Annotated in this window: 15 protein-coding genes and 1 pseudogene; 8 read left to right on the plus strand and 8 right to left on the minus strand. The window is 70.6% G+C overall.

Going from position 1 to position 15,484, the window contains the following annotated elements; genetic code table 11:
* Nucleotides 1-87: 87 nt before the first annotated feature.
* A pseudogene (locus tag AC3ETA_RS13020) lies at nucleotides 88-1,613 on the minus strand (CehA/McbA family metallohydrolase).
* 212 nt (nucleotides 1,614-1,825) lie between these two features.
* Between AC3ETA_RS13020 and AC3ETA_RS13025 the strand changes: the two are divergent.
* From AC3ETA_RS13025 to AC3ETA_RS13040, 4 genes are all read left to right on the plus strand, one after another.
* Nucleotides 1,826-2,674 (plus strand): LLM class F420-dependent oxidoreductase, encoded by an 849-nt coding sequence (locus AC3ETA_RS13025; protein ID WP_432193012.1) that lies wholly within the window; start codon nucleotides 1,826-1,828, stop codon nucleotides 2,672-2,674.
* Between the two features lie 156 nt (nucleotides 2,675-2,830).
* On the plus strand, nucleotides 2,831-5,416 hold the full coding sequence (locus tag AC3ETA_RS13030; protein ID WP_432193013.1) for a bifunctional FO biosynthesis protein CofGH: 2,586 nt from the start codon (nucleotides 2,831-2,833) through the stop codon (nucleotides 5,414-5,416).
* A 68-nt stretch (nucleotides 5,417-5,484) separates the two neighbouring features.
* Complete coding sequence (locus tag AC3ETA_RS13035) at nucleotides 5,485-6,045, plus strand: hypothetical protein (RefSeq protein WP_432193014.1); 561 nt, start codon at nucleotides 5,485-5,487, stop codon at nucleotides 6,043-6,045.
* An 82-nt stretch (nucleotides 6,046-6,127) separates the two neighbouring features.
* Nucleotides 6,128-7,291, plus strand: a complete 1,164-nt coding sequence (locus AC3ETA_RS13040; RefSeq protein ID WP_432193015.1) for a DUF418 domain-containing protein — start codon at nucleotides 6,128-6,130, stop codon at nucleotides 7,289-7,291.
* 6 nt (nucleotides 7,292-7,297) lie between these two features.
* Here AC3ETA_RS13040 and AC3ETA_RS13045 read toward each other — a convergent pair whose 3' ends face one another.
* The 3 genes from AC3ETA_RS13045 to AC3ETA_RS13055 form a co-directional block, all read right to left on the minus strand.
* Nucleotides 7,298-7,807 (minus strand): DUF2165 domain-containing protein, encoded by a 510-nt coding sequence (locus tag AC3ETA_RS13045; RefSeq protein ID WP_432193016.1) that lies wholly within the window; start codon nucleotides 7,805-7,807, stop codon nucleotides 7,298-7,300.
* Between the two features lie 62 nt (nucleotides 7,808-7,869).
* Entirely contained in the window at nucleotides 7,870-8,229 is a 360-nt protein-coding gene (locus AC3ETA_RS13050) for a hypothetical protein (RefSeq protein WP_432193017.1), read from the minus strand.
* On the minus strand, nucleotides 8,226-8,363 hold the full coding sequence (locus tag AC3ETA_RS13055) for a hypothetical protein (RefSeq protein ID WP_432193018.1): 138 nt from the start codon (nucleotides 8,361-8,363) through the stop codon (nucleotides 8,226-8,228). Before AC3ETA_RS13055 ends, AC3ETA_RS13050 begins: the two co-directional genes overlap by 4 nt.
* Before the next feature lie 23 nt (nucleotides 8,364-8,386).
* Here AC3ETA_RS13055 and AC3ETA_RS13060 point away from each other — a divergent pair, with 23 nt between their 5' ends.
* The gene (locus tag AC3ETA_RS13060) at nucleotides 8,387-8,647 is read left to right on the plus strand and encodes a hypothetical protein (protein WP_432193019.1); all 261 of its coding nucleotides are present in this window, start codon (nucleotides 8,387-8,389) and stop codon (nucleotides 8,645-8,647) included.
* On the opposite strand, the gene AC3ETA_RS13065 is transcribed toward AC3ETA_RS13060, so the two are convergent.
* The gene (locus AC3ETA_RS13065; protein WP_432193020.1) at nucleotides 8,635-8,820 is read right to left on the minus strand and encodes a DUF397 domain-containing protein; all 186 of its coding nucleotides are present in this window, start codon (nucleotides 8,818-8,820) and stop codon (nucleotides 8,635-8,637) included. The two genes, AC3ETA_RS13060 and AC3ETA_RS13065, sit on opposite strands and share 13 nt — an antisense overlap.
* The gene (locus AC3ETA_RS13070; protein ID WP_432193021.1) at nucleotides 8,817-9,629 is read right to left on the minus strand and encodes a helix-turn-helix domain-containing protein; all 813 of its coding nucleotides are present in this window, start codon (nucleotides 9,627-9,629) and stop codon (nucleotides 8,817-8,819) included. The genes AC3ETA_RS13065 and AC3ETA_RS13070 overlap by 4 nt, the downstream gene beginning before the upstream one ends.
* A 114-nt stretch (nucleotides 9,630-9,743) precedes the next feature.
* On the opposite strand from AC3ETA_RS13070, the gene AC3ETA_RS13075 reads away from it, so the two are divergent.
* From AC3ETA_RS13075 to AC3ETA_RS13085, 3 genes are all read left to right on the plus strand, one after another.
* A complete protein-coding gene (locus tag AC3ETA_RS13075) occupies nucleotides 9,744-10,178 on the plus strand; it encodes an ATP-binding protein (RefSeq protein WP_432193022.1) in 435 nt (144 codons plus the stop codon).
* 164 nt (nucleotides 10,179-10,342) lie between these two features.
* The gene (locus AC3ETA_RS13080; RefSeq protein ID WP_432193023.1) at nucleotides 10,343-10,666 is read left to right on the plus strand and encodes a hypothetical protein; all 324 of its coding nucleotides are present in this window, start codon (nucleotides 10,343-10,345) and stop codon (nucleotides 10,664-10,666) included.
* Between the two features lie 126 nt (nucleotides 10,667-10,792).
* Entirely contained in the window at nucleotides 10,793-11,920 is a 1,128-nt protein-coding gene (locus tag AC3ETA_RS13085; protein ID WP_432193024.1) for an ADP-ribosylglycohydrolase family protein, read from the plus strand.
* A 36-nt stretch (nucleotides 11,921-11,956) separates the two neighbouring features.
* Here AC3ETA_RS13085 and AC3ETA_RS13090 read toward each other — a convergent pair whose 3' ends face one another.
* Both AC3ETA_RS13090 and AC3ETA_RS13095 read right to left on the minus strand, forming a co-directional pair.
* The gene (locus tag AC3ETA_RS13090; RefSeq protein ID WP_432193025.1) at nucleotides 11,957-13,594 is read right to left on the minus strand and encodes a ricin-type beta-trefoil lectin domain protein; all 1,638 of its coding nucleotides are present in this window, start codon (nucleotides 13,592-13,594) and stop codon (nucleotides 11,957-11,959) included.
* Nucleotides 13,595-13,842: 248 nt separating this feature from the next.
* Entirely contained in the window at nucleotides 13,843-15,411 is a 1,569-nt protein-coding gene (locus tag AC3ETA_RS13095) for a sodium:solute symporter family protein (RefSeq protein WP_432193026.1), read from the minus strand.
* Between the last annotated feature and the right edge of the window lie 73 nt (nucleotides 15,412-15,484).

Here is a 15,484-nt window from a genome sequence, read left to right on the forward strand (position 1 = left end):
TTGAGGCGTGAATCGGATTCACGGAGGCACGGATGCGCAGAGGAACCGCGTCGTCAGCAGCGTGCCCCCCTGCACTACGCGAGTACGTCACCCATCGGCACGCCCAAGAAAGATCGGGTTCGTGAACGCCGCCAACGCCCCCGGCAATGGCCCCACCGCCGCCTCGTGCCGCAGCTCCGCCCGTACATACGCCGCGTACGAGGGCGTCGTACGCCACTGAACGACACCCGAACCCGACACCGGCAGTGGCGGGCTCGTGAACAGCACGCCCTGGTCGGTGACGAGGCGGACCGTGCAGCGGGGGGCGCCCGAGACCTCCAGGCGGACCGTGACCGGGGTGTCCGTGCCGACCTCCAACCGCTCGCCGATGCCCGCCTGTTCGGCGCGCCCGCCCGAGGCCGTGAAGGTGAGGGAGACGTTCTTGGACTCGGCGACGTAGGAGCGGCCCGCGCGGATGCCCTCCTGGATCGCCTCGCGGGTGAGGTCGTCGGCGAGGACCACCGTCTGCGGGGAGCCGACCGGGTCCGGGCTGCGGTGGGCGTCGCTGTTGCCCATCGCCGGGATCCAGCCACGGCCCTTGTCGCGCACGGACGCCACCAGCGTGCCGTCCCAGTCCGCCAGCGCCACCTCGTCGTCCGGCGTCCACGGGCCGTTCCAGACCTCGACCGCGTCCGCCTCGCCGAAGCCGAACTTCCAGTTGCAGCCGACGCAGGTGGCGTGCGGATGGGCGGGCACGACCAGGCCGCCGGAGCGGCGGATCCGGCGGGCGAACCTGCCGAAGCGGTTGTCACGCGCCCGGTAGCGCCAGTCGATGAACGTCCCCGGCTCGACGCCGAGCGCCAGCACATGGCCGTTGCGTGTGGTGACCTCCTCGCCCAGCATCACCAGCAGGTCGTCGCCGGCCTCGTCGGCCCAGTGCGGGTGCGCCGAGTGCGTGTTGTGGTCCGAGCTGTTGATGAAGTCCAGGCCCGCCTCGCGGGCCAGCGCGGCGATCTCCGCCGGGGTGCGGCGGCCGTCCGAGTACCAGGAGTGCAGATGGCAGTCGCCCCGGTACCAGGCGCGGCCCCTGCCCTTGGCCCGCTCCGGCGGGTAGACCGGCTCCACGGCCTCGTCCTGCTCGCCGTACGTCAGGGTGATCGTGACCTCGTAGTCGAGGCCCTGCGGCGCCACTGTGTACGGGCCGAGCACGATGTGCCAGGTGCCCTCGCGCACCGGCCCCGGAATGTAGCCGGGCGTCGCGTCGTCGGCGCGGATGAAGAACTCCGTGCGGGCGCCGCCGGACCAGCCGCGGAAGCCCTTGCCGCCGAGCTCGGTGCCGCGGTCGTCGAAGATGCCGATGTCGAGGGCGTTGCCCGGGGTACCGGCCGGCACGGACGGCTTGTCGTAGGTGTACGCGACCTTGATCTCCCGGATGCCCTCCGGGATCTCCAGGGGGAGGTACGCGAAGTCGGGGCCGCCGGTGGGCAGCGTGCCGCGTACCGTCCGGGTCTCCGTGTTTTCCGCCGCTTCGGCGGGGCCGCGAGAGAAGCTCACGCTTCCAACGTAAGCGCGGCCGCCGCACCCGTCACGAACAATGCGCGTCTTCCCAGGCCGCCGTGGTCGTCCTCGCACATGCTGCTGCTCCCCAGGTCGTCGTGGATGACAGGGCGTGGTGGTGCGGAGGTGGTGCGGAGGTGGTACGTGCAACCCTCGTATTCAGCCGTGAACTGCCGGGCAAGGGAAGGGAATCGTCAGCCGATGGTCAGCTGACGAAGCCGCGGAGAGGCGATTTCAGGCCGACCGGTCGGTATGGACATTGCGACGTCGGAGGGGTACAGATGCACCCATGCGTATCTCGGCCACGATCTTCCTCACCGACGAGACCATCACCCCCACCCGGCTCGCCCGTGAGCTGGAGCAGCGGGGGTTCGCCGGGCTGTATCTGCCCGAGCACACCCACATCCCCGTCGACCGGACCACGCCGTACCCGGCGGGCGGCGAGCTGCCGCCCGAGTACGGCCGCACCCTCGACCCCTTCGTCGCCCTCGGCCAGGCCGCCGCGGTGACCGAACGGCTCGGCCTCGGCACCGGCATCACGCTGGTCGCCCAGCACGACCCGATCGACCTGGCCAAGCAGATCGCGACCCTGGACCACTTGTCGGGCGGGCGCTTCACCCTCGGCCTCGGCTTCGGCTGGAACGTGGAGGAGGCCGCCGACCACGGCGTCGAGTGGGCCACGCGCCGCGAACTCGTCCGCGACCGGATGGCCCTGATGCGGGCCCTGTGGACCGACGAACCCATGCCGTACGAGGGAGAGTTCGGATCGGTACGTGCCAGTTTCGCCTACCCCAAACCCGTACAGAAGCCGCGCGCCCCCAAGGTCAACGGCCCCCGCACGCTCATCGGCGGCGCGGCCGGGCCGAAGCTGTTCACACACATCAGCGAGTACGCGGACGGATGGATGCCGATCGGCGGCCGCGGTCTGTCCGAAACTCTCCCCCGGCTGCGCACCGTCTGGACCGACGCCGGCCGCGACCCCGACGCGCTCCAGGTCGTGCCGTACGCGGTGTTCCCGAGCCCCGGCAAGCTCACGCACTACGCCGAGTCGGGCATCGAGGAGGTCGTGGTCCAGCTGCCTCCGGCGGGGGAGACGGAGGTTCTGCGGGTGCTGGACGAGTATGCCGAGTACCTCTAGAGGGGCGGGCGGGCAACGGCCCCAGGGGCGCGGGGCGTATCGATGTGCGGCTCCGCCGCGCGGGCGCGACCAGCCACAACGCACCCGCACCCGGCGACGAATCGCACCACCCAGGACCATCCCCGACCGCCCGGACCTCGAACGTATGCTCAAAGAATGACGACTCCCGCGACCCCCGGAACCGGCCCGACCGAGAACTCCATGCGTCGCGCCCTCAAACGCGCCCGGGACGGCGTCGCACTCGACGTCTCCGAGGCGGCCGTGCTGCTCCAGGCCCGCGGCGAGGCCCTCGACGACCTCGCCGGGTCCGCCGCGCGGGTGCGTGACGCCGGCCTGGCGGCGGCCGGCCGCCCCGGCGTGATCACGTACTCGAAGAGCGTCTTCATCCCCCTCACCCGGCTGTGCCGGGACAAGTGCCACTACTGCACCTTCGTCACCGTCCCCGGCAAGCTCCGCCGGGCGGGCCACGGGATGTTCATGTCCCCCGACGAGGTCCTCGACATCGCCCGCAAGGGCGCGGCCCTCGGCTGCAAGGAAGCCCTCATCACCCTCGGCGACAAGCCGGAGGACCGGTGGCCCGAGGCGCGCGAGTGGCTCGACGCGCACGGCTACGACGACACCATCGCCTACGTCCGCGCCGTCTCCATCCGCATCCTGGAGGAGACGGGCCTGCTCCCGCACCTCAATCCGGGCGTCATGACCTGGACCGACTTCCAGCGCCTCAAGCCCGTCGCCCCGTCGATGGGCATGATGCTGGAGACGACCGCGACCCGCCTGTGGTCCGAGCCCGGCGGCCCGCACCACGGCTCCCCGGACAAGGAACCCGCCGTCCGGCTGCGGGTGCTGGAGGACGCCGGCCGCTCCTCGGTCCCCTTCACCTCCGGGATCCTCATCGGCATCGGCGAGACGTACGAGGAGCGGGCGGAGTCCCTCTTCGCGCTCCGCCGTGTCTCTCGCTCCTACCACGGCATCCAGGAACTGATCATCCAGAACTTCCGCGCCAAGCCGGACACCGCGATGCGCGGCATGCCGGACGCCGAACTGGACGAACTGGTCGCGGCGGTCGCGGTGGCCCGGCTCATCATGGGCCCGGCCGGCAACATCCAGGCCCCGCCCAACCTCGTCGAGGGCGAGTACACCCGTCTGATCGCGGCCGGCATCGACGACTGGGGCGGCGTCTCCCCGCTCACCATCGACCACGTCAACCCCGAACGCCCCTGGCCGCAGATCGAGGAGCTCACGCGGCAGTCCGCGGACGCCGGCTTCGAGCTGCGGGAACGACTGTGCGTCTACCCCGAGTTCGTCCAGCGCGGCGAGCCCTGGATGGACCCCCGGCTGCTGCCGCACCTGCGGGCGCTCGCCGACCCGGAGACGGGCCTCGCCCGCCCCGACGCCGTGGTCGAGGGCCACCCGTGGCAGGAGCCCGAGGAGGCGTTCGTCTCCGCCGGCCGCACCGACCTGCACGCCACCATCGACACCGAGGGCCGCACCTCCGACCGCCGCGACGACTTCGACGAGGTGTACGGCGACTGGGGCGCCCTGCGCGAGGCCGCCGCGCCCGGCATGGCGCCCGAGCGCATCGACACCGACGTCCGCCAGGCGCTGCGGGTCGCCGCCGACGACCCGACCCGGCTGGCCGACGACGAGGCGCTGGCGCTGCTGCACGCCGACGGCCCGGCGCTGGACGCGCTCACCCGGATCGCCGACGACGTCCGCAAGTCGGTGGTCGGCGACGACGTGACGTACATCGTCACGCGGAACATCAACTTCACCAACGTCTGCTACACGGGCTGCCGCTTCTGCGCCTTCGCACAGCGCAGGACGGACGCCGACGCCTACACCCTCTCCCTCGACCAGGTCGCCGACCGCGCCCAGCAGGCCTGGGGCGTGGGCGCGGTCGAGGTCTGCATGCAGGGCGGCATCCACCCGGACCTGCCCGGCACGGCGTACTTCGACATCGCGAAGGCGGTGAAGGAACGCGTCCCCGGCATGCATGTGCACGCCTTCTCGCCGATGGAGGTCGTCAACGGCGCCACCCGCACCGGCATGTCCGTCCGCGAGTGGCTCGCCGCCGCCAAGGAGTCCGGCCTGGACTCCATCCCCGGCACCGCCGCCGAGATCCTCGACGACGAGGTCCGCTGGGTCCTCACCAAGGGCAAGCTGCCCACGGCGACCTGGATCGAGGTCATCACCACGGCGCACGAGCTCGGCATCCGCTCCAGCTCGACGATGATGTACGGCCACGTCGACCAGCCCCGGCACTGGCTCGGCCACCTGCGCACCCTGGCCGGCATCCAGCAACGCACCGGCGGCTTCACGGAGTTCGTGACCCTGCCGTTCATCCACACCAACGCACCCGTGTACCTCGCCGGCATCGCCCGCCCCGGCCCCACGATCCGCGACAACCGGGCGGTCACCGCCATGGCCCGGCTGCTCCTGCACCCCCACATCCCCAACATCCAGACCAGCTGGGTCAAGCTCGGCACCGAGGGCGCGGCCGAGATGCTCCGCTCCGGCGCCAACGACCTCGGCGGCACGCTGATGGAGGAGACGATCTCGCGGATGGCGGGTTCGTCGTACGGCTCCTACAAGTCGGTCCGCGACCTGGTGGCCGTCGCCGAGGCGGCGGGCCGTCCGGCGAAACCGCGCACGACCCTGTACGGCGAGGTGACCGAGGAGCGACAGCGGGCGGCGGCGGCCTCGGACGGACACCTGCCGGAGCTGCTGCCGGTGCTGGACTGACGAAGAGCCCACCGCGGGGGTCGGTACGATGATCGGACCCCCGCTGGAGGGGTGCCTTAGCTGAGGAGATGCGTACCGTGCCTGCTCCCAAGGTCTGGGTGACCGGTCTGACGGTGGGAGCGATAGCCGCCGTCACCGTCCTCGCCGTGCAGGCAGAGAAAGGGCCCCACCCGACGGCCGCGAAGGCCCGCCCGAGCGCGTCGGCGGCGGCGGGCGCGACCCCCGCACCGACGAAGTCCCCCGCACCGGCCGTCGTGCCGGACGGCTCCGGCACCGGACGCCGGGTCGTCTACTCCCTCGGGGAGAAGCGCGTCTGGCTGGTCGACGCGAGTGACGCGTCCCGCCGCACCTTCGCCGTCTGGCCGGGCACGGTGAGCCCGGACCCCGGCACCTACGCGGTGTCGTCGCGCAGCATGGCCACCACCGGCTCGGACGGCGTGCAGATCGAGAACATCATCTACTTCGCCGCGAAGTCCGGCGTCTCCATCGCCTTCTCCAACGCCCTCGACGGCTCCTCGCCCCCGCCCGCCGGCGACAAGCAGACCGGCGGCATCCGGATGCGCGCGGCCGACGGCGCGGCGCTGTGGACGTTCGGCGAGGCGGGTACGTCGGTGGTCGTGGTGAAGTAGCCCTCCGCTGCATCCTTCGATGTACGGCAGGTTCCCCTTCGCTCATGACGATCCGGCGCGAGGCCGCCGAGACGATGAGGGCATGACGCACACGGACGCGCGAGTCCCGCAGACACCGCAGGCCACGCCCGCCGGACGCCGGCTCCCCCTCCTCGACGTACTGCGCGGTACGGCCATCCTGGGCACCCTCATGACCAACGTGTGGATCTTCACCGGTCCGGGCGAGGAATGGGGAGCCCTGGAGTCCGGACCGGCCACGGGCCCCGTCGAGACCGCCTTCGGCGTGCTCGCGAACGGCAAGTTCCTGTCCCTGCTGACGATCCTGTTCGGGGTCGGCCTCGCCATCCAGTACGACTCGGCGAAGCGGCGCGGACAGCCGTGGCCGGGCCGCTACCTGTGGCGGGCGCTGTTCCTGTTCGCCGAGGGCACGGTGCACTTCGTGCTGGTCTTCGCCTGGGACGTACTGATGGGGTACGCGGTCACCGCACTGCTGGTCGCCTGGCTGCTGGCCCGCTCGGAACGGGCGCAGCGGCGGGTGATGTGGGGGGCGGCCGGGGTGCACCTGGCGGTGATGGGCCTGCTGACGGCGGCGATCGCGTCGGGCGACGACGGCACCGACGGCGGCACGGTCTCCGGGGAGGTCGTGGACCTGTACGCGCACGGAAGCTACCCGGCCCAGATCGCCTTCCGACTGGAGAACGCCCTCGCGCTGCGCATGGAACCGGTCCTGACCTTCTTCCTCCTGATCTTCCTGTTCCTGCTGGGCGTACGGCTGTTCCGGGCGGGCGCGTTCGGCGCGGACGAGACCGGACGCCGGCTGCGCTCGCGCCTCCTGGCCTGGGGAATCGGCCTCGGGCTGCCCCTCAACGCGGCGGCGGCGTCGGCCGGCCCGGACCTGTTCCTGCTCGCCAGGTACGGCACGGCCCCGCTGCTGGCCCTCGGCTACATCGGCCTGATCGGTGCCCTGGCGGACCGGGTACGGAAGCCGGGCCCGCTGATGACGGGCCTGACCTCCGTAGGCCGGATGGCGCTGTCCGGTTACGTCGTCCAGAACGCGCTGTGCGTGCTCATCTCGTACGGCATCGGGCTGGGCCTCGCGGAACGCCTCGACGGCACGGGCCCCTGGTGGGTCGTGGCGCTGTGGGCCACGGTCTGCGCGGTCCTCATGGCGGGCTCCACGCTGTGGCTGCGGCGGTTCTCGACAGGGCCCCTGGAATCGGTCCAGAAATGGGCCCTGCGCCGCTGATCCCCGTCAGACGTCGGCCCGTTGCGCCGGCCCGAACGGCAGGTGGTTGACGATCAGCACGACACCGCTGAGCAGGAAGACCCGCGTCGCCGCGTCCAGCCCGTTCCAGTCCCCGGACTGCCACATCGCGAACCACTCGCCGCCGATCGCGATGAACCCGGCGCCGAACAGGAGCATCAGCATGAGCAGGCCGTACGTGGAGAAGCGGCGGGCACGGTGGTCCTCGCGGCGGAACCAGAGCCAGGTGCCGTACATGAGGACGAGGGCGGCGAGGGTCTCCCAGACGATGATCGCGACGTACGCCGCGTCCTGAAGTCCCTTGCTGGTGACGGCTCTCCACATCAGGTCGTCGTCCTTGAACGTGGTGTCCATCGCCAGGACGTGCCGCACGAACTGCTGGTTCGTCCCGAAGTCGGTGATGTTCCCGAAGGCGACCAGGGCTATGTAGAGGGCGGCCGTCGCGGTGAGCAGGGTGGCGGCGAGGTGGAGGGCGGGGCGTGGGGGTGTGGATGACATGGTGGTCATCTTCCCCGGATGGACTGGGCACCGGATACGCATTGAGTCAGCCAACAAGGGCGCTATTCGGTGTCCTTGGGATGGCGGGTGGACGCGAACACGAGATGGACGGTCCGGCGTGCCTCGTCTACGAGGTACCGCACGCGACCGTCGGCCGTGACCTCGTACTCCCACTGGGGATACTCCCGACCACCGAGGCTGCCCGTGGCCAGACGACCGCGCAGCCGGTGCTGACGGTCGGGATCCGCGCGGAACAGGGGGTCGCCGCGCAGAGCTTCGAAGCAGCGCCTTGTGTTTCCCGGGGCCTCCGCGCCCAGCTCTCCCTCTCCCCATCCCTTCGCTGCCTCGTCCGTCGCGAATCGTAAGCGCCATTCCTCGTTCATCGGCGGTGGGGCGACGTCGTCGCCACGCTTCGGGCTCACGGGGCGGTCACCTCGCCGTGGTCCTCTTCGGGCAGCCTATGGGTGAGCCGCGCGGTGAGCTCGGGGTCCGCGAGGACACGGGCCGTCGCGCGCCATTCGACGACGACTCGGTGGAGTGCGGCGTGGACGTCCAACTGGACCGCTCGTCCGCCGACAGATGCAGGCGGCCCAACCGGATGCGGAGGTGCGTGCGGCGGGGCGGTACATCATTGGCTGGGCCCTCGCCGACTGGGCCGATGGGGACCGGGCGCCGGCCGAATTTCTTGCGACAGCTCCTGGTTGGGACGACCTGGCGGAACTCGCCACCATCCTGACGGAACTTCTGCACAGCCCCGACGCGGACCGGGCCCGCATCGCCCCCCGTCTGGCGGCGGTGACGGCGGCGCGGGACGGGGTCCAGGCGCGCTATGCGGAGTAGGCCTCGACGAACGCCGCCCACGAGCGGTCCGCGAATGCGAGCTGTGCGCCGTCCTTGTCCTTGGAGTCACGGATGTGGACGGTGGTGTCGGCGGGGGATATGGCGACCTCGACGCAATCGGGGCCGTCGTTGCCGCTGTAGGTGCTCTTGAACCACACCAGCTTGGGGGTCATTTGTCGTCTCCCAGGACTTTCTCGATGAAGGCCGTGGATTCCCCTGGGGGAAGTGCCTGCGCCCGGATCATTCCATAGCGCATCTCAAGGATCTGGACTTCCCGGGGGTCACTGATCACTCGGTCGTAGAGTTGCCCCTCCGAGTGTCCCAGTGTCTTGCCACCGCGGATCTTGAGCAGCCGAATCGAGCCCATCATGCCCGCGTGGTCCTCGCGGTCCAGAGGCATCACCTGGATCGAGACGTGCCGCAACTTGGTAACTTCAAGTAGGTGTTCGAGCTGTTGCCGCAACACCAGTCTGCCCCCGATGGGCCGTCGCAGCGTCGCCTCTTCCTGGACAAAGGTGATCTGAGGGCGGGGCGTGCGCTCGAAGACGACCTTCCTGGCCATGCGCGCGGCGACGAGACGGTCGATCTCCTCCTCTGTGTACGCGGGGCGTCGCATCTCGTACAACGCCCGTGCGTACTCAGGCGTCTGAAGCAGTCCGTGGATGTGCAGTGCGGCGAAGGCGCCCAACTCGACCGCCTCGTCCTCCAGCTTCGCCAGATCCCGAACCTTCTTCGGGTACCGCGCCCTCTCCACGTCCTCCTTCATCGCCGAGAGCTTCCCGCCCGCCTCCAGCACTTCATCGGCCTTGTCCAGGAAGTCCGGCTTCGGAATCCGCCGCCCCCGCTCCACCGACGAGACCATTTCCTCGCCGTATCCGATGGCGGCGCCCAGTTCCCCCTGCTTCTTCCCCGCGGCCTCCCGCCACATCTTGATCTGCCGTCCGACCGTCCTGAGGACCGCCTCGGCCTCCTCGTCCTCCACGTCTGCCCCTCCTGACGTACGAGCCGTACGACCCCGTACACCGCCCGGACAGTCACGCTCCGTACCGAGGTCATGACTGTTCAGCGTAAGAGCGAGTTCGCCACGCTGGGTGACATGAGCCCGAATTCCCTCTCCCAAGTCACCTCTTCCCTGCGTCACTTCACGGTTCAGCTGTCCGCGACTCGAAGAGGTGCTCGACTCGCCCGTCTGCTCACCGAACGCCAACTGGCGGACTGGGAGACGCGCTTCGAGGCGGCGGAACAGGTCGTGGCCGAGCTGGCGTCGAACGCCGTTCTCCACGGGCGGGTCCCGGGGCGGGACTTCCGGCTGAGGCTGACGCTGCGCACCGATGGCGACCTGCGCATCGAGGTGACCGATGCCCGGGGGGACCGGATCCCGCAGGTCCGGGACACGGTGGGCGGTGAGGCGGAGTCGGGTCGGGGTCTGCTGATCGTGGCGGCGTACGCGGAGCGCTGGGGCGTCGACGTGGCTCCGGCCAACTGCAAGACGGTGTGGGCCGAACTGCCCCCGGATCGCGGGAAGTCGTGACCCGGCGGCTCCCGACACCAAAGACCAAAGAACCGGGGAAAGAACCCAACCCGCCCCCACCGCCCCCGTCGAGCAGCAACCCTAGCGCGCCCACGCCCGCCAAGTCCGGCCATCCCGCCGGAGGCGTCGAGCACGTCACCGAACCCCACCACGACCACTTCGTCGTGGTCGGGAACCACCTCGCCCAGCACCCCGAGCTGTCCCTGACGGCGATCGGCCTGGCGGTCCACATTCAGTGGCTGCCCGCCAGGACCCCGGTCGGGATCAAGAGGCTGACCGCGAAGTTCCCCGAGGGGGAGATGCGGATCGCCGCCGCACTGCGGGAGCTGGAGGCGCACGGATACCTGGCTCGCACCAAGGAGCGTCTTCTGGACCGGGAGGGCGGGTTGCGCGAATTCGACATCCTCGGTGGGCGTGGCTTCATCAGCTTTGTGGCCGTACCACGCCATGAGTGCGTCTACATCTGCAATGTCACTTGGTACGGGTGATAACTGACCAAGCAGGACCACTTCGGTCACATTCCGCATACCGATCCGTCCCCTGAACCGACCGTCTCCGGTCGAATACAGTGGCGAACTGTCGTACGGACGGAACGCTGTCACGGGGAGGTCTCGATGGGTGCGACAGCCGGCGCGGTCTGGGGCCGTACCGAGCAGCAGGACTTCCGCAGCCGGGTCCGCGGGACGCTGCTCGGCGTGGCCGTCGGGGACGCCCTCGGTGCGCCCGTCGACGCGCTCGGGCTGGAGGAGATCCAGGAGCAGTACGGCGCTGAGGGCCTCGTCGACCTGGGGCTCGGGTACGGGCGGCGCGGTGCCGTGAGTCATCTCACGCAGCTCACGCTCTTCTCCGTGGACGGACTGATAAGGGCCCAGGTCAGACGGGACACCGGGGCCTGGCATCCGCCGACGGACGTGCACCGCGCGTATCTGCGGTGGGCCGCCACCCAGCGCGACTGGGGCCCCGACGAGCGCCGCAAGGACGACGGATGGCTCGCGCGCGAGGAGTGGCTGTACGCCCGTCGGGACCCGGGCCGCGCGCTCCTGATCGGGCTCGGCGACGACGTCATGGGCACGCTGGAGTCGCCCAAGAACACCGGCGAGCTCGGCCCCGAGGCCGTCGCCCGTTCCGCGCCCTTCGGTCTGCTCGTCGGCTGGGAGCCACAGCTCGTCGTCCAGCTCGCCGTGGAGTGCGCGACCCAGACCCACGGTCACCCGATCGCCTACCTGTCGGCGGGCGCGTACGCCGTGATCGTGCACGGCCTGGCCTGCGGGGAGAGCCTCGACGGCGCGGTGCAGCGGGCGCTCGCGCTGCTCGCCGTGCGGCCCGGCCACGAGTCCGTCTCGGACGCGTTGCAGCACGCGCTGGGTGCCGTACGGCAGGGCATGCCCACCCCGGAGCGGGTGCAGGCACTCGCGGCCGACGGCTCGGCGGACGGGCTGCTCGCGGCGGCCGTGTACTGCGCCCTGGTGGGTGAGGACGTCCGGCACGGGCTGTGCCTCGCGGTGAACCACGACGGTCCCTCGGCGGCCGCGGCCGCCCTCACCGGCGGCCTGCTGGGCGCCCTGCACGGCGAGACGGCGCTGCCCCCGGCCTGGCTGGCCGAGCTGGAGGGCCGCCCCACGATGCTCGAACTCGCCGACGACTTCGCCATGGAGATGACCCAGGGCCCGGCACTGCACGGGCCCGCGGGGTCGTCGCCGGGCTGGCTGGCGCGGTACCCGCGTGGCGGGGTTGCGGGGTAGAACCGGGACCTCGCGCGCGGCGGGCGCCACCGTACGTCAGGACGCACCGGCCGTCGGAGACAGCGATGCCTCGGGGGTGGCGACCGGCCACGCCGTCCAGCGTTCGGAGCCCACCGCGGAGCTCTCCTTGTGCACGAGAGGCAGCACCGCGCCGGTGGCGGAGCCGACGGGGACGATGACCTGGTCGGGACGTGGCCTGGACCTGATCTCCCCGTTCTCGCCGATGACGAAGGTCATCCGGGCCCGCTTGTCCGGGTCGTCGGACGTGCACGGCCGGATCCCGACACCGGTGCTGTCCCCGTCGACCTTGAGGCAGAAGGAGGGATCGGCCGAATTGTGCAGGTGCCCGTCGGTGTCGAAAGTCCATCGTTGGGTGGTCGCCCCCGAACTGCACGGCGCGGCGACGGCGTCGACTCGTTTCTGCACCACCTGGTTCTCCACGTCCAGGCACAGCCCGGCGGCCGCATTGACGATCTGGGCGGTCTCACCGACGGACACCGGGGCCGCTGGCGTCCGGCTCGGGGTCGCACCGCCCGACGGCGTTCCAGCGGCGGCCGACGACGACGGGTCGGCCGATCGGCTCGGCTGCGGGCGTACGAGACCGCCCGCGTCCCAGCTCTCGGGCAGGACGTCGTAGGCGGCCATCACGGCCACGGCCACGGCCACCACCGTGGCGATGCCGCTGACGGCTCTGACGGTCTGGTGTGCCGGAACGGACCGATGGGCGGGTCCGGTGCGGCCGGGATCCTTCGCTGCCTCGACCACCGCGGTACGCCCGCCGGGTGGGGTCTCCTGTCCGTCCGCGAGCGGTGACGTGCCCTGCTCGGGCGGTGTCTTCTCGGCGCTTGTGAGCGAGGGGACCCGCTCGGCGTAGGCGGCGCCGCCCCATGTCAGCAATCCCTCGGCCAGCAGGGCCCGTGGGCTCCGCGACAACTTCGTGATCCTGGACAACAGGACCCCGCACTCGGTGCAGCGGGTCAGATGTGCGGCCAGATCGGGGTGCCGGTGGCCGTCCCGTGCCAGCGCGGCGGCTTCGATGATGCGGTGGAACCCACGGCACTCCGCGGTGCCGTGGCGTGACAGATGCTCCTGCATATAGGCGTCCCGCATGGCGACCTGCGCCTTGGCCGCGAGATCGGCGACGGCGCCCGCGGGGGAGCCCAGCCAGGTGGCGACTTCGGTGTGCGGCTCGTCGTCGACGACCGCGTACCACAGGGCCGACCGCAGCCGCTCCGGCAGTTGGTAGAAGGCGGCGGTCATGACGTCGGGCGGCTCGGACTCAAGGGTCACGTCCGCCGTCCGCGCCCATCTCAGGAAGTCGGGCCGCAAGCGTTCCCGTCTGTTGCCCGCCGCCCAGACACGTGCCGTTTCGCGCACATGTGTCAACGCGTGGTGACGCCAGGTTCCCGAGGGATCGACTCCCTCACAGACCTCCTCCATCGCGAGGAACAACGCTTCGTCGGCGAGCTGCCAACCGGCCGGACGGCTGGTGGTGAACTGCTGCGCGTAGTCCACGACCGCGGGCAGGTGCCTGCGCTGCAGTTCCCGGACGGCCGCTCCGTCGGTGCCGGTGCCGGAACGCAGACGCTCGACGAGTTGCGTCTCCGGCAGAAGCGCGTGGATCACCGTCTCCTCGGGAAGGTCCTCGTCCTCCCCCTCCGCATGTGCCGCCACCGTGCCTCGCCTCCCCGAATCCCCCGCGCCGGGCGGGCGGAGCCCACAGGGCACGAGGACGTTCTCGTACGGCTGGTCCTGCGCCCAGTCGGAGGGTGGTCCCACAGAAAGGGCACAGCCTTCATACGGAACCGGCGTGCGGTCGGTTCACCCGCGCCGAGGTCCGGCACGGCACGGACGCGCCGTTCGTACGGCAAGGGCGGCCCCCGGTGCGTGAGTGGCCGCCCTCCCGTTTCCCGCCCCGCGCCTCAGTCCTTCGCGCGCACCACGTCCTCGACGGGACCAGCCGGCGCCGGCACCGCGGCCGCCGCGGTGCCGTCGTCGTCCGTGTTGATGCGTTCGACGACGGCGAGCCGTTCCGGGGTGTCCTCCGGCTTGATGAAGCCGATCACGATGTACAGGACCAGCGAGACCGCCAGCGGGATGGAGACCTGGTACTGGAGCGGCACGCCGCCCTCGATCTGCCAGCTGATCGGGTAGTTGACCAGCCAGAAGGCGAGCAGACCCACCGACCAGCTGGTGAGCGCGGCGGTGGGGCCGGAGCGGCGGAACGGTCGCAGCAGGCCCAGCATCATCGGGATGGCGATCGGGCCCATGAGACCGGCGACCCACTTGATCACGACGGTGATGATGTCCTTGAAGGTGGGGGAGTTGACCTGGGTCGCCACCGCCATCGACAGGCCGAGGAAGACCACCGTGGTCACCCGGGCCGCGATCAGACCGGACCGCTCGCCCCACGCCCGCGCCTGCTTCGACAGCACCGGCGCCACGTCCCGGGTGAACACGGCCGCGATCGCGTTGGCGTCGGAGGAGCACATGGCCATCGTGTGCGAGAAGAAGCCGACGATGACGAGGCCCAGCAGGCCGTGCGGCAGCAGTTGTTCGGTCATCAGGCCGTACGAGTCCGAGCCGTCCGCCTTCTGCGACTCGACCAGCAGCGGCGACATCCACATCGGGAAGAACAGCACCACGGGCCAGACCAGCCACAGCACCGCCGACAGCCGCGCGGAGCGCTCGGCCTCCCGCGGGGTGGCCGTGGCCATGTACCGCTGGGCCTGGTTGAGCATGCCGCCGTTGTACTCGAAGAGCTTGATGAACAGGAACGCGAGCAGGAAGACGGTTCCGTACGGTCCGACCAGCGGCTCGCCGTGGCCCTGGAGCTCCGGCCGGTCCCAGGCGTCGAGGAAGCCGATGCCCTTGTCGTTCAGCTCCATGACGACCGCGATGAACATCGCGACGCCGGCCAGCAACTGGATGACGAACTGGCCGAGTTCGGTCAGCGCGTCCGCCCAGAGGCCGCCGATGGTGCAGTAGACGGCCGTGATGGTGCCGGTGATGAGGATGCCCTGGTTGAGGGACACGCCCGTGAACACCGACAGCAGGGTGGCGATGGCGGCCCACTTCGCGCCCACGTCCACGATCTTCAGCAGCATGCCGGACCAGGCCAGCGCCTGCTGGGTCCTCAGGTCGTAGCGGTTCTTCAGGTACTCCAGCGGGGAGGCCACATGCAGCCGTGAGCGCAGCCGGTTGATGCGCGGCGCGAACAGCTTCGAACCGATGGCGATGCCGAGCGCGATGGGGAAGGACCAGGTGACGAAGGACGTGACGCCGTAGGTGTAGGCGATGCCCGCGTACCCGGTGAACATCACCGCGCTGTAGCCCGACATGTGGTGCGAGATGCCGGACAGCCACCAGGGCATTTTCCCGCCCGCGGTGAAGAAGTCGCTGACGTTGTCCACTCGCTTGTGCGACCAGACGCCGATCGCGACCATCACGCCGAAGTAGCCGATGAGCACGGCCCAGTCGAGACTGTTCATGGGACCCCTTCCCCGGGTTCCGTCCTGTGAACGGCTCGCCCATGGTGGGCGTGCTGGCGAGGGCGCGACAAGC

The sequence above is a fragment of the Streptomyces sp. bgisy027 genome (assembly GCF_057710365.1).

Bases quoted from the DNA above. Each gene is read 5' to 3' on its own strand.
- AC3ETA_RS13025 (WP_432193012.1), top strand. From the start codon at position 1,826: ATGCGTATCTCGGCCACGATCTTCCTCACCGACGAGACCATCACCCCC.
- AC3ETA_RS13045 (WP_432193016.1), bottom strand. From the start codon at position 7,807: ATGTCATCCACACCCCCACGCCCCGCCCTCCACCTCGCCGCCACCCTG.
- AC3ETA_RS13075 (WP_432193022.1), top strand. From the start codon at position 9,744: ATGAGCCCGAATTCCCTCTCCCAAGTCACCTCTTCCCTGCGTCACTTC.
- AC3ETA_RS13035 (WP_432193014.1), top strand. From the start codon at position 5,485: ATGCGTACCGTGCCTGCTCCCAAGGTCTGGGTGACCGGTCTGACGGTG.
- AC3ETA_RS13065 (WP_432193020.1), bottom strand. From the start codon at position 8,820: ATGACCCCCAAGCTGGTGTGGTTCAAGAGCACCTACAGCGGCAACGAC.
- AC3ETA_RS13060 (WP_432193019.1), top strand. From the start codon at position 8,387: ATGCAGGCGGCCCAACCGGATGCGGAGGTGCGTGCGGCGGGGCGGTAC.
- AC3ETA_RS13085 (WP_432193024.1), top strand. From the start codon at position 10,793: ATGGGTGCGACAGCCGGCGCGGTCTGGGGCCGTACCGAGCAGCAGGAC.
- AC3ETA_RS13030 (WP_432193013.1), top strand. From the start codon at position 2,831: ATGACGACTCCCGCGACCCCCGGAACCGGCCCGACCGAGAACTCCATG.
- AC3ETA_RS13040 (WP_432193015.1), top strand. From the start codon at position 6,128: ATGACGCACACGGACGCGCGAGTCCCGCAGACACCGCAGGCCACGCCC.
- AC3ETA_RS13095 (WP_432193026.1), bottom strand. From the start codon at position 15,411: ATGAACAGTCTCGACTGGGCCGTGCTCATCGGCTACTTCGGCGTGATG.